At 41.8% G+C, this 13,617-nt stretch carries 8 protein-coding genes; 4 read left to right on the forward strand and 4 right to left on the reverse strand.

All coding sequences use genetic code 11. From position 1 onward, the window contains the following. Positions 1 to 74: 74 nt before the first annotated feature. Both RMY27_RS18650 and RMY27_RS18655 read right to left on the reverse strand, forming a co-directional pair. Positions 75 to 3,929, reverse strand: coding sequence for a CHAT domain-containing protein (locus tag RMY27_RS18650; RefSeq protein WP_322665690.1), 3,855 nt, complete (start codon positions 3,927 to 3,929; stop codon positions 75 to 77). Positions 3,930 to 4,126: 197 nt separating this feature from the next. Further along, a complete protein-coding gene (locus tag RMY27_RS18655) occupies positions 4,127 to 4,825 on the reverse strand; it encodes a hypothetical protein (RefSeq protein ID WP_322665692.1) in 699 nt (232 codons plus the stop codon). A 379-nt stretch (positions 4,826 to 5,204) separates the two neighbouring features. Between RMY27_RS18655 and RMY27_RS18660 the strand changes: the two genes are divergently transcribed. Beyond that, on the forward strand, positions 5,205 to 7,301 hold the full coding sequence (locus RMY27_RS18660) for a DNA polymerase III subunit gamma/tau (protein ID WP_322665694.1): 2,097 nt from the start codon (positions 5,205 to 5,207) through the stop codon (positions 7,299 to 7,301). 72 nt (positions 7,302 to 7,373) lie between these two features. Here the strand turns inward: RMY27_RS18660 and RMY27_RS18665 are convergent, their stop codons facing one another. Beyond that, entirely contained in the window at positions 7,374 to 8,780 is a 1,407-nt protein-coding gene (locus RMY27_RS18665; RefSeq protein ID WP_322665696.1) for a glycosyltransferase family 2 protein, read from the reverse strand. 738 nt (positions 8,781 to 9,518) lie between these two features. On the opposite strand from RMY27_RS18665, the gene ebsA reads away from it, so the two are divergent. Next, positions 9,519 to 9,893, forward strand: coding sequence for a type IV pilus biogenesis protein EbsA (gene ebsA / locus RMY27_RS18670; RefSeq protein WP_104905290.1), 375 nt, complete (start codon positions 9,519 to 9,521; stop codon positions 9,891 to 9,893). 163 nt (positions 9,894 to 10,056) lie between these two features. Here ebsA and RMY27_RS18675 read toward each other — a convergent pair whose 3' ends face one another. After that, positions 10,057 to 10,860, reverse strand: a complete 804-nt coding sequence (locus RMY27_RS18675; protein WP_322665698.1) for a PEP-CTERM sorting domain-containing protein — start codon at positions 10,858 to 10,860, stop codon at positions 10,057 to 10,059. 1,107 nt (positions 10,861 to 11,967) lie between these two features. On the opposite strand from RMY27_RS18675, the gene RMY27_RS18680 reads away from it, so the two are divergent. Both RMY27_RS18680 and RMY27_RS18685 read left to right on the forward strand, forming a co-directional pair. Beyond that, positions 11,968 to 12,630, forward strand: a complete 663-nt coding sequence (locus tag RMY27_RS18680; RefSeq protein WP_322665700.1) for a PAS domain-containing protein — start codon at positions 11,968 to 11,970, stop codon at positions 12,628 to 12,630. A gap of 24 nt (positions 12,631 to 12,654) precedes the next feature. Beyond that, positions 12,655 to 13,542 (forward strand): HAMP domain-containing sensor histidine kinase, encoded by an 888-nt coding sequence (locus RMY27_RS18685; protein WP_322665702.1) that lies wholly within the window; start codon positions 12,655 to 12,657, stop codon positions 13,540 to 13,542. The last annotated feature ends 75 nt before the right edge of the window (positions 13,543 to 13,617 follow it).

Genomic DNA, 13,617 nt, shown 5'->3' on the forward strand with positions numbered 1-13,617 from the left:
ATTGCCTATTGCCTCCTACGCAAATAAGTTGAGAAATTAAATAGGATTGTTATATTTGACTAAGTTTGAAAATATTAATTCGGCTTACCCGTAATTGTGAATGCTGCCCAGTAATAAGGATGATTATAAAGATTTTTATCTGATGCCATTTTGCTATTTCTATATAGCTGCGTCGCTAAATAAGTTTGAATTCTTACTTCCTCTGGATGCAGATTATTCAAAATATCTTCATACCATTTTGTCAGTTCTCCGGCAGTTAGTTCTTTCAGCCATCGTGTGGCTTCCGCTAAAGCAATAACTGCTGATTTATTAGGCTGTAATCGTCGGTAAAACTCGATCATTACCAAAGCACTAGCCGAAGATTCCACACTCCAGAGAGTACTCACTACATGAGGTACGCCCTGACTCACAAAACCACTGACTAAACTCACATATTCACTCGTGATAGTGTGGTTGCTAGTACTTAAATTTTCACAAGCAGAGAGGGTAATAAGGTTGTAACTTGCAAGATTTTGTTGGCAGATTTCATCTAGAGTAAGTCTATCTTCACCTGCTAATGCTAATTCTGACTTTTTGGGTTCAACCAAATTATTAGTGGCATAACCCGTAAAATGTAAGATGTTATAATTATCAGATAAGGCATTTTCAACAATATTTTTTGTCGCTTCTGCTCCCGGAATTCGTTGGATGTTATTGAACATCTGACTAACAATTTCAGATTCCAGTTTGGCAAATTTAAGTGTGGGATAACCTGTACTTTCAGGATGTTCAACACTAAGCAAGAACTTATTTTGCCACTGCCAAATATCCTCAGTTCTGATTGATAAACCTATTTGGGCACTAGGTAGATAGGTGACGCTGAAATTTGATTCCACATTGGGTAACTCTTCTGGTGATGGCGAAGAAAGATGAAAAAGTGTATGAATGGGCAATCGGTACAAGTCACGGTGAGGAATTAAGACCAGTTGGGTGATGCCTTCGAGTTCCTGTGCAATTGTGGAAATATTCAGGATTTCATACAGTTGCAACAGTTTCTCTTCCATCTCAACTCGCCAAGAATGCTGGCTTTTACTTTCTTTGTCATGGGCTGTGCTGCGATATTCTTGGTATTGTTGATGCCAATCTTCTAGCCAAGTTTCAAATTCAATTAGGCGTTGTACTGCTTCGGGTAGAGGCAATTCATTGAGGCGGATAGCGTCTTCTCCTAAAGGTATTACCCCAGTATCTTGCATGGGTGTAAACAGGAGAATCGGTGATGGCGCTTGGTCTTTGAGAATGAAAGTATGTAGGGCAACTGGACTAATATGCCAGTAAATAATTGCTGTTGTGGGATTGAATAGTTGTTGAATTGCGCCATAATAAGGCGAGTAAATATTATGATTCCAGCCAGAAAGCAGCCAGTTTAAACAAGCATTTTTGCCTTGTTCGGCAATTTCCCAAGCTTCTACTAAATCACCCGACTCTACAGCTAAATCAACTGCCAATTGATCGAAGCCGGCAAATTTTAAAGCTAGCTGTTTTTTACTTTCATCTGAGCGAGTTTCTTCACTTAGTACTTGTCGCAATAAATCTGTCCCACGTTGCAGCAATTCTTGAACTTGTGTGGTTTGTCCCAAACCCATCAACACTTTGCTTAGAGATTGTAAAACCTCTAAATGCAACTGGGGAAAATACTCTAATGTCAGGGTCAACAGCGCCTGATGGTACTCAGATGCAGCTTTGCGCCAATAATCGCGCGTATTAGTATGTTTTTTACCTTCTTCATAGTAAGTATTAGCGATCGCAAAGTGCAATCTACCCCAACCTTCTGGATGGGTATCTGTCCGCAGATGCTTTAACCCTTCCTCATAACTGGCTAATTTTCCTTCGTAGCCGCCCTGTTGTAAGGCAGGATTTGCCGCGATGATACTACTCGACAAATTCAGTAATTCGTCATAATTCACTAAATGACCGATCGCAGTTCCCCGACCAATCCAAGCTTCCCAATAATCTTGTTTGATTTGCAAAGCGTTGTCATAACAAACGATCGCTTCGGCAAATTGTTCTAAATGAAACAGTGCTATTGCCTGATTATACCAAGCTAAGTGGAAGTCGGGTTTAATGGCGATCGCTTGCCGATAGGAGGCGATCGCTTCTTGTCTCCGTCCTAAGTTGTCTAATGCTATACCTCGGTTGTACCAAGCTAAGTAGAAGTCGGCTTGAACTGAAAGTGCTTTGTCCCAAGAGGCGATCGCTTCTGACCACCTGCCTAAATTAAACAGCACTACACCCCGGTCTATCCAAACTTCGTGGTATTCTGGGTTAATTTCTATAGCTCTGTCATAAGATAAAATCGCCTCGGCAAATTGTTCGCTCACAGCTAGGGCTATACCTCGGTGATACCAGTTTTCCTGGTCTTCAGGTTCGAGTTGTAGCGCTTGGTCATAACTAGCAATAGCTTCTGGTAGCCAACCTAATTTCAGCAGTGCCAAACCCTTGCTAGACCACGCTTCTTGATAGTCTGGCTTGATTTCTATAGCTTTGTCAAAAGAAGCGATCGCTTCTTCAAAGTATCCTAATTCTCCGAGAGTTCCACCCCGGTTGTACCAAGCTTTGTAAAAGTCTGGCTTCAGTTGTATGGCTGTTTCATAAGATGCGATCGCTTCATCAAAACGTTCTAAATGGAACAGCGTTAAGCCTCGATTAAACCAATATTCGGAAAATTCGGGTTGCATTTCAATGGCTTGGTCATAAGATGCGATCGCGCCTAGCAAATCGCCTGTTTTCGCTTGGCTTAGACCTTGGTAAAACCACCCTTGAGCGTGGGTAATCGGATTATCGTTATGCCGCTCAATAATACCAGGAGAATTACTGCTTTGAACTGCTAAATCTGAAGCAAGTTGCTGGACTAAATTGGTACTTTGATCCAACTTCACCCACAACTCATCTAAAGTATTAGCCACATTTGGCTCTAAATTCGTCAAAGTGTTATCCCAGGTTTCCACCGAGGGAGACGTTGCTAATTCAGTCTTTTGTCTCGTGGAAAGAAGATTTGCTGGTGTAGTAATTTGAACAATTTCTTCGTCGAACCGAAGTTGGGTCAACAAGCTGATTGTATCTCCTGCTGCCGGCAGGGGGATATTTTCTGGTATTGTAGTTTGGGCGTCTTCCCTTTCATATTCCGATACCAGTTCCTCGAAGTTTCCGGACGATCTCTCTTCAAAAGAGGCATTTTGAGGTGTTGACGTTATTGGTTCAACATCTGGCTCATCATATTCCCATAATTGTTCGCCAAAGCTAAGGATTAGCTCTTGTCCAGGAGAAGTTGGGATAATTTCTTCATCGGTTGTAGTTTCTATTACATCTGGCTCATCATACTCCCATAACTGCTCGCCCAAATCGCGGATTAGTTCTTGCCCAGGAGTAGTTTCGATTACATTTGGCTCATCATGCTCCCATAACTGTTCGCCCAAATCGCGGATCAGTTCTTGCCCAGGAGTGATTTCTAGATCATCTTGTGCCTGATTGTCAGGGTAATCTTCTATTTCTGTAGGTAAGTTTTGCATTAGCCGAATGCCAATGTCATAAGCAACTTCTCCAATTCTGCCAACACCAAGTTCCCCCAATTGCACCATCTGTGTTGCTAAAAGAGGATTTGGTGTAGGTGAAGCTAGCAAGCTTTCACCAAACATCACCAACCAGTCTATCCAACGTTCAGCCGGAACGCGATTTTCGATCCGTTGCAGATACCTCAATGCCCACTGTCGTCCTCGTGCTTGATGCACGCCTTCTAACAATTGGATGAACAATTGTTCCAGATCCGCATTGGTTAGTTCTGGTAGTACCCCCACCAGATTGCGTCCTCTCGTACCCTTGAGAGAACTATTCTGTTTACTTGCAATGAGGCGCTTTATAAACCTTTTAAGCGACTGCGATATCCGCCTGAGCATCTGCCACACTCTTGGATTTTGTTTTTCTAGATTGTAGCCATCGTTGTGTTAAAAAAATCATCAATTACGTAAAAATCCATTAGATTCGGACAGCGCTTCCGTAGCAGGTTAGCAAAAAATATACAAATCTTCAAGAGCATAGCATTACAACGTTACAATTCTCAGGTTTAACTCTTGAATTTGACTCTGGCAAGCAGTTAATTTTCAGTTTGCTCTGTAGTCGATTGACCGTCAGGATATAACTGACTAATTAATGCCTGGACAAGCACTTGTGGATCGTCTGTTTCAACGGCAAGCTGTTGAGCAATTTGCTGACGTAAATTTTCATCCTCCTGTAACATTACAAACAACTGTTCTAGGGTGACAGTTTGGTATTCTCCCTCTGGGAAGTTCTCTGGCGCATCTGCTGACTCCGATACTGGGACAGCTACCTCAGAGGACAAAGAAGTGCTAAAAGCATCTGGCCCTTCATATTCCCAAACTGGTTCGCCTTCATTGCGTGTCAACAACTGCATCCCGATATTATAGGCAACATCTCCAATTTCTCCGACTTTTAACTCACCCAATTGCACTAACCGCGCGGCCATTTCATTATTCGGTGTCGGAGATGCTAGCAATCTGTCGCCAAAGCGCCCTAACCACTCAACCCACTCTTGAGTTGTGATGCGATGTTCGATATTATGCAGCCACTTTTGTGCCCATGCTTCCCCTCGTGCTTGATGTACTCCTTGCAACAGTTCGTTGAAGAGAAATTCCAGATCCGTATCGCTCAAGGGGGGTGCTGGTTCTTTTTCCACATTTCCCCTAGATTTTGAGGTAGTCTGTTTTCCTCCAAACAAGCTCTGAAAAAGCTTTTTGAGCCATTGAAATAGCCGCTTGAGCATCTGCTGCACCATCGAGTTTTACTTTATCTATAAAATTGTAGCGATCGCACTGGACTATGGCGTTAGTTCAGTAAATAAAACGTATAGTCATTTGTCATTAGTCATTAGCCATTTGTCAAGAGTTATTCTTCTCTGCTTCCCAGTCTTCTTAAATAGAACAAATGTACTAAATGATATGCTATAATTCCGATACATTGATGTTGAAATCATAGTAGAGGATAAGCTTTGGTTGCTTGCTTTCCTGAATGCCAAAATTTAAGGCATTAGTTGAGTGCAAGGGCTATGGCAACATCGATAAATAAAGCCAGGTACGAGAGTTTAAAATTATTGAATCCTAAACTCGACTCGGTGCTACTAATTCACGTTGAAAGGCATTGAAGTCTATTTTTCCATGTCTTACGAACCCCTGCACCACAAATATCGCCCCAAGAGTTTTGCTGAACTGGTGGGCCAAGAGGCGATCGCTACCACCCTCACGAACGCGATCGGCACATCTAAAATCGCCCCTGCCTACTTATTCACCGGGCCAAGAGGTACGGGGAAAACTTCTAGTGCCCGGATTTTGGCTAAATCCCTTAATTGCCTTAAAAGTGACAAGCCCACGGCTGAACCCTGCGGCGTGTGTGAGGTTTGTCAGGGGATCGCTAAGGGCTACGCCCTAGATGTAATTGAAATCGATGCTGCCAGTAACACTGGTGTCGATAATATCCGCGAGTTGATTGAAAAAGCCCAGTTTGCTCCTGTGCAGTGTCGCTACAAGGTTTATGTAATTGACGAATGCCACATGCTCAGTACCCAGGCATTCAACGCGCTACTAAAGACATTAGAGGAACCACCTAGACACGTAGTTTTTGTATTGGCGACAACAGACCCGCAAAGGGTGTTACCAACGATTATTTCGCGCTGTCAAAGGTTTGATTTTAGACGCATTCAGTTAGAGGCGATGGTGAAGCATTTAAGTGCGATCGCCTTTAAAGAAAACATTCATATTTCAGATGATGCTGTCACCCTAGTAGCCCAACTTTCTCAGGGAGGGTTACGGGATGCCGAAAGTCTACTCGACCAATTGGGTTTATTAGCGGGTGAAGTCACACCAGAGCGAGTTTGGGATTTGGTGGGTACGGTAAGCGAACAGGACTTGTTAGCGCTTTTAAATGCGATCGCTCAAGATAAACCCGAAGCAGTTCTAGACTGTACTCACTACATCCTAGATCGTGGTCGAGAACCCCTAACTATTCTGCAAAATCTCGCTGCTTTTTACCGCGATTTACTGATTGCCAAAACAGCACCCAACCGCCACGATTTGGTTGCTTGCACTCAGCAAACCTGGACAGCGCTGATTGAGTTTGCTCAATACTTCGATATCAGCGTGATTTTGGCGGGACAGAAACACTTACGAGAAGCTGAAGTACAAATTAAAAATACCACCCAGCCACGTTTGTGGTTGGAAGTAACATTACTAGGATTGTTGCCTAGTGCGACGACGAATATTCAGCTACAAGCCCCAAGTGTCGCGCCGCGAGTTAATACACCTGCTGTATCTCCAAGCTATCCTCCAGTAGTTGCCCAAAATCACGCAGTCTCTTCTGTACCTTTAGCTGAACCGCAAACAAATCATAATTCTGCATCTCCCAATCATCAAGCAGCTGCTCAAAATCAGCCCGTCACTTCATCTCCCCCTGTTGAACAGCAAACAAATCACAATTCTGCTGCTAAATCAGTTTCACCACCAACCCCAGAACCTGTTGCTGTTCCTGTGCCACCTGCAAACATTGAACCAGAAACTTCAGAAGTTGTTGGAGAAGAAGTTGTTGGGGAAGCACAATATGACTTAACTCAGGTTTGGCAACAGGTGCGTGCTAATTTTCCGATGCCTTCCAGGCAAGCTTTACTTGGACAAATGTGCCAGCTAATAGAGTTTAACGGTACTGTAGCGCGTATTGCTGTTAAAGGGGCTAAATGGTATGAAACACTTAAATCTGATCTCCCGATGATGAAAGCAGCTTTCCAGCAGACTTTTCAACGTGAAGTTCAGGTAAATCTGGAACAAGTCAGTTCTGCAACTCCTACCTCAGCTAAAAAAAATCCTCCGCCAAAAGATTCTACTCGCGTTCAGCAACCACCAACTCCCAGTTACAACCAGCAAATTTCGCCTCCAGCGCCAGTACCACAGCCAACTAATCCATCACCAGCACCACAAAAAAGCGAGTTGGCAGCAAGAAATGGCAATGGTGTAAATGGAAATGGCGTAAATGGAAATGGGGCAAATAGAAACGGGGTAAATGGAAACGGGATGCAAACTTTGCCTCCACCCCCAAAACAAACACCCGCACCTGATTGGGAACCTGACGAAGTAGCGATCGCAGCTCAACGTGTAGCAGAATTTTTCAATGGACAAATTATCCGTTTTGCAGATGATTTTCCAGAATTCTCTGATTCCATAACTACACCAGAATGGGTAGAAGAAGCAGAAGTTGATGATGAATAAAAAATGCAAAATTATTTTTGGTAATTTTGCATTTTGCATTTTGAATTTTAAATTTTTAATTCCCTAAAGGGGCTATTCCCCATTCCCTGTATGCAAGGTTTTCACCCATTTCAGGCGCTTTGGTCTTACCGACATCCGGGCAGTAGTACTGCTCATGACGACTAACCAGTGCAACATATATAAACTGCCACGCAGGGTTTGCACCAGCATCGTAAGATATGTAGAAAGTGGGAACTTTTGATCTTGACGTACCCGCTTCAGACCTGTAAACATCCCTACCATTGACATAGAAATGGATAAGCCTGTGATCGGACTTAACATTGGTGGACGATGACGAGCGATCGCCATTAATAAATCTGGGACTGCTGCTGTCGGTAAGATATACATAATCAGCATAAAAATCAGCAAATCCCAGCTTTTACGCGTTCCCATCCGGTTTTTGAGAATTAAATCCCAATAATCTAAATAGCGCTGATAACCGCCTTCTGCCCAACGGTTGCGCTGATGCCAGAGTGAAACTGCATTTGTCACTCCTTCTTCTTGCACCGCCGGATGGAAAACACACTCAATATCCCATTTATCCAAATGTAAACGGATTGTCAAATCCAAATCATCGGTAATGGTTTCTTCATTCCAGCCACCGCAGCTTTCCAAGGCTGAACGCCGGACAAATTGACCATTGCCCCGCAGTTCGCCAATGCCACCAAGGGCAGTCCGTTGTTGCTGAAACCAGGTATCAAGCGCCATTTCAGCCATTTGACCCTTAGTCCAAAAGTTTGCTTTAGCGTTGGCGATCGCTTTTCGCACCTGCACCGCCCCCACGTTTTCTCTTTGAAATAAAGGTATTACCTGTTGCAGCAAGTCTGGTGTTACTTGGGCATCAGCGTCAAATACTGCTATAATTTCGCCCTTTGTCAGCGGCAATACCTGATTCAACGCCCCCGATTTGCCACCAGTAGCTTCTGCTGAACGCCTTAGTACTTTCAGCTGGTCGTGTTTCTGTTCGAGTTCTGCTAATAAACGTGGCGTGCTATCACTGCTGTGATCGTCAATTATCCAAATTTCGTACTGCCCACCTGGATATTCCAGATTACAAAGATTTTTGACTAATTTAGCAATTACCGCTTCCTCATTTTTCGCAGCCACTAACACAGAAACAGAAGGTAAATCTCCCTGTATTTCTTTTGGATAGCGACGTGATTTAGTAAACACCACCACCAAAGCATGAAATCCTAGAATGGTGGTTAGTCCTAGAATAAAAATTGAAGCCCAAGAAACTAAATGTAGAGCGATCGTGCCACTCCAGACGATAGTCAAGACTAGAGCTGCTTTGCCTCTACGACCTTGAAACCGGGATGGTAGAGACATAGAATCTGTCTCTAACACTGACTCCTCATCTACTGATAGGTCAGACAACAAGGAGTTGAGCGGATCAAGCTCTTGATAAGAATCTTCTTCGGGCCAGGAATTCGCTGGCATAGGTTAGGTTGCTTGATTCAAAAACCACTATTTGTCTACAGTTAGTAATTTTACGGACAAATATCCCTAAGCTACTTTTCCCGATATTAATCGGAATGGGCAAACTGCAATACCCGCTATCCCTAAGCCAAAAGCCGCTGGGACTACCTTTGTTGTCACCGTCACTGTGCGTAATTACCTCGCATTAACCACGTTTGCTACTCTTAGACAGAGGCTTGATTCCTTTGATAACCACTTGGGCAGGAAGCTTGTAGAGTCGGACTTTCTCCAATGAGAACTCCGCTTTGGGTAAAGTAATAGCAAGGTAGCAGCAGCTTTTTGTTGGGAAAAACTGCTATAACGGCATCCACCACTTTACAGTAGGCATTTTTAGTGTTGTCGTTCCCAGATTCGATAACAGTTAATGCAGCATCATTGTAACCGAAATTTTAATATTTCTTAGTAGTAACTTCATTTATTGGGCATGGGGCATGGGGCATTGGGCATCAATACTTCTCGGGTTTTGGGGAAAAGGGAAAAGAAAAAACCTTTAACCCAAACCCAGTAACCTTTTCCCCAAACCAGATTCCGAGTTAAAAGTGCAAAAACCGAGAAGTATTGCATTGGGCATTGCTTATTTCTCCTTTGTCCCATTCCCTATTCCCCATTTCTACTATGTGCTTTAGACACATCTTTGGGGAATACTACTAACATCCACTAATATCCCCAGTTGCTAACTAACTTGAGGAATATTTAACTATGTCTATTGAGCAACTCCAGCCTGCAACTCAACAACAAGCCAGTGTTTACTTACCTTATGTTCAGGGTGCTAGGCGTAATTTCTTACCCTATGCCATCAGTCTTTATCAAAAAGGGGTCTTGGAGGGACATCGCAAGATCGAAGCCAGCGAACATGTCCCTTTTGTCGCCTCCTGGAATGTTGCTACTTTACCCTCAGACTTAACCCGTTGCCGAATTCAGTTTGATGGCAATGCTGACCTGAGTTATGAACTGATGATGGCTAGTTTCGAGTTTATTAATTTTTTAATTGAACTTATGGACAACTATAAACGTTATCGCGTAACCGATTTTTCACAACCGTTTTACCGCAAGCTACTGCGTATAGATGATTAATTAAACTCAGCCGGATTTGCAAAAGTCCGGCTTATTTTAAATTGATAGATAAATAAGTTTGTAGTAAGGACTTTAGTCCTTATTGTCTGAGATTATTTGCTCACAAGGCACTGATATTTACAATTCAGTGCCTTGTGAGTTTTCTTACAACAGTCTTTCAGTTTTAAAACGTCTTCCTAAGCCCGCTGTCTTTTCTTCTTTTCAGAACGATACCAAAACTAGCTACCATCAGAGTTCCGAGAAGGCTAGCAGGTTCTGGAATAGAAGTTTCATTTATAGGTACTATGATTCTTAAATTTGCCAAGCTAGCGTTAGTTATGGTCAAGGATGTTACGCCTGGGAAACCTGGGATATCAGACTTGAAATCAAAGACCGTGGGAGTTAAATCCCCATTGGGATTACTATATCGCTCTCCATATCCACTCACTTCAAAAGTACCTTGGTACTTCTTTCCGGTGTCTGGGTCGGTGACAGTACCAGTGTAGAAAGCTTTTGTGAGATTAAATTCATCCTGAACTACTCCTTGAAATGTGGTTCCTGGCAATTGTCCCTGGTAGAGGAAGGCAGTCAACTGACCACCAGAAAGCACCGGCGATGTCAGAACACCATTAAACGAGACAATCGGAATACCTTTAAAGTCAACAAAGTAATGCAGACTTCCATCCGAGCGTGTTTCTACCTTTAAATAGTCTGAATGGTATACAGGAACATAATTGGGATTATTATTAGTACCTAAGTTCCGGTAATAAGTTCCAGTGTCATCCGTATCAATACGAGTAATACTGTTATTGAAATTGGGATTATTTCTGGGAAGTTCGATGGTTCCTGATAATGTACCAGTGCTTTGAATTGTGATGAATTGAGCAGCAATTGCACTTGCTCCACTCATCGCGATCGCTACTGCCGCAAGACAACTGCTGCTAACAGCTGCAAAACCTAGCTTAATCCCTAATGAACTCACTTTCATTAACAAATTGTTCCTTTATTTGTCGATAGTAAACACACTTAATATGCTGAGATTAATTGCAAGTTTATCTCATGCATGATTTATTATTCCCAAGCTAGTAATAGAAGTTTCATCGACAAAAAAAGTCTTATCGTTTGCTATTTTTAGCAAAACAGAATAAAGGCGTCAGAAGTCAGAAAACAGACATAAATTTTGTGCGACTGTGGATGAATTAAGGGGTTTAATACCTCTACTCAATCTGCATATTTAGTGGTAAACAAAACAGTGGCGGGTCTGAATTCCCCACTGATTCATTCTGACTTCGGAATTCAGAATAGCTGAATTATTCTTCATATCGCAAAAAATCAGTGATATTAGAGTGTTTTGACGAGCAAAATTTTGCCACTCAATTTGCAGGTAGCTTTCAAAGTAGCAGTGATTAACTAATTAAGTTAGTTCATCTAAACTAGAGAGGACGGACAACTGTTGATTTTCTTGTTTCAAGCGTTCAACATGAGTATTATTGAAATGCTCACTTTTTTTGAGATATTGTTGGAAATATAACCGATATAATTCACACGCAGGAGTACTGCGATCACCTTCTAAATTAATTAGCCATATACTTTGTAATTTACAGCATATTTGAGGTTTATGAGGTACAGTAACAGCAATTAGTAAACCAATTTTTTAGATGCTTTGGCTCAACTAGTTTCAGTGCAATTTTAATTAAACTATCAACGATAAATGCACTCTTGGGATAAAATTGTTTCAGAATGTCCAAGACTCTATGAAGCTGGATTAGCTTCTGCACGTACATAGAATTTTTTTTACAAATTGTTCGGGTTTTTTAGGTAATTGTATGTGACTTGAACTACTTTTTTTAGACATATCTTAGAATGTAGATGCACAACAATGTAGCGATTTTTTCTAAAAGATTGCTATTGCGATCGCAACAGAGGTTACATTCTTCTAAATTCCATCCCAATTTATGATATAGGCTGATATATCCCTAACTTAAGTTACAGCCTAATAAACCAACTAGGCGATTTGTCCATAACTGAATCGTCAGGGTGCTAAAACAGCGTAGAGAGAGAGCTACAGAATATCTTCCTCATCGTACCAGCAGCTATGCATATCCAAGAACCCGCTACCCATGAATCGGAAGCTTCACTTTCAGTACAAGATTCTCAGAATTTCCCAGAACCAAAAGACTTATCTCAAGAAAATTTAGATCCTTGCCAATGCTCACAAGCCGCCTTACAAATGGCATTAATCGCTAGTGGTTTGGGGTTGTGGGATTGGAATCTCGTAACTGACAAAACCTATTACGATCCCCAGTGGAAAAGTATCCTGGGATATAAAGTAGACGAAATCGACAACGATTATAAATCCTTTGAACAACTTGTACATCCACAGGATTTACCAAAAATTCGCCAGGTATTGCACGATTATCTTCAAGAATGCATACCTGTGTTTGAAGTCGAATTGCGAATGTTGACTAAATCCGGGGAGTGGAAGTGGATTTTGACTTGTGGCAAAGTATTTCAGTGGGATAAATTCGGTAAACCAGTGCGGATGGTGGGAACGCACAAGGATATTAATCAGGATAAGGCGATGTCTACGAAGGTCACTGAGCGCAGCCGAAGTGCGGGCTGCGCTTACGCTACTCAACAATACCAACTATTTGAACAACTCCAAACCGAAATTGCTCAACGCCAGTCTACTGAAGACCAAATTAAGGAAAAATCAGAGCAGCTAGAAACTACTCTTGATGAACTCAAATATACTTAAAAGCAGTTATTGCAGAACCAGAAAATGGCTAATCTCGGTCAACTGCTGGCGGATATGGCTAACGAAATTAACAACCTTGTTAGCTTTATCTCCGGCAATCTCCATCCTGCTAGTAAATACGCTGAAGATTTAATCAGAATTATTGAACTTTACCAATATTACTATCCCACGCCTACCCCAGTTATTGCCTTACATTTGCAACACCTTGACCTTGGTTTCGTGAAGACAGACTTTTTAAAATTACTGTGGTCAATGCGAGCCGGTTCTGAGCGCGTTAAAGATATTATTTTCGCCTTGCGGAATTTTTCCACCTCTGACGAAGGTCAAATGAAAAAGGTTGACTTGCATGAAGGATTTAATAGTGTTCTCAGGATTTTACAACATCGTCTCAAAGAAAAACCTGATCGAGCAGAGATTAAAGTAATTAAAACCTTTGGAGAATTACCTTTAATTGAGTGTTATCCTGGTGAACTAAATCAGGTATTCATGAACATCTTAACTAATGCCATTGATGCCTTAGAAGAGAAAATGAAGCATGATGATTCTTTTACTCCAAAAATTTTGATTCATACAGAAGTTGTTGGCAGCCATTTATCATTGGTCAATAATAATGAACCTTGGCTAAATGACAAACTATTAGGTAAAAAACACAAAGTTATCATTCGCATTTTTGATAATGGCAAAGGTATACTTCCCCATATCCAAAAACATATATTTGAACCGTTTTTTACAACCAAGCCAGTAAGCAAAAGTCAAGGACTAGGGCTATCAATTAGTCGGCAAATTATCGTTGAAAAGCATCAAGGTAAACTTAAGTGTAATTCTCAATTAGGTCAAGGAACAGAGTTGGTGATTGAGATGAATACAACAGCAAGACACTATGCCGCGATTAGAAAACACGCCAACTTTTAGGTAATGAACTTTGGGGAGGAGGTGTTAATTTTTGCAAGTCGATGCATTCATAATGCAAGTCGATGTATTAACAAG

The organism is Nostoc sp. DedQUE09, assembly GCF_034530915.1.
Classification (GTDB): domain Bacteria; phylum Cyanobacteriota; class Cyanobacteriia; order Cyanobacteriales; family Nostocaceae; genus Nostoc.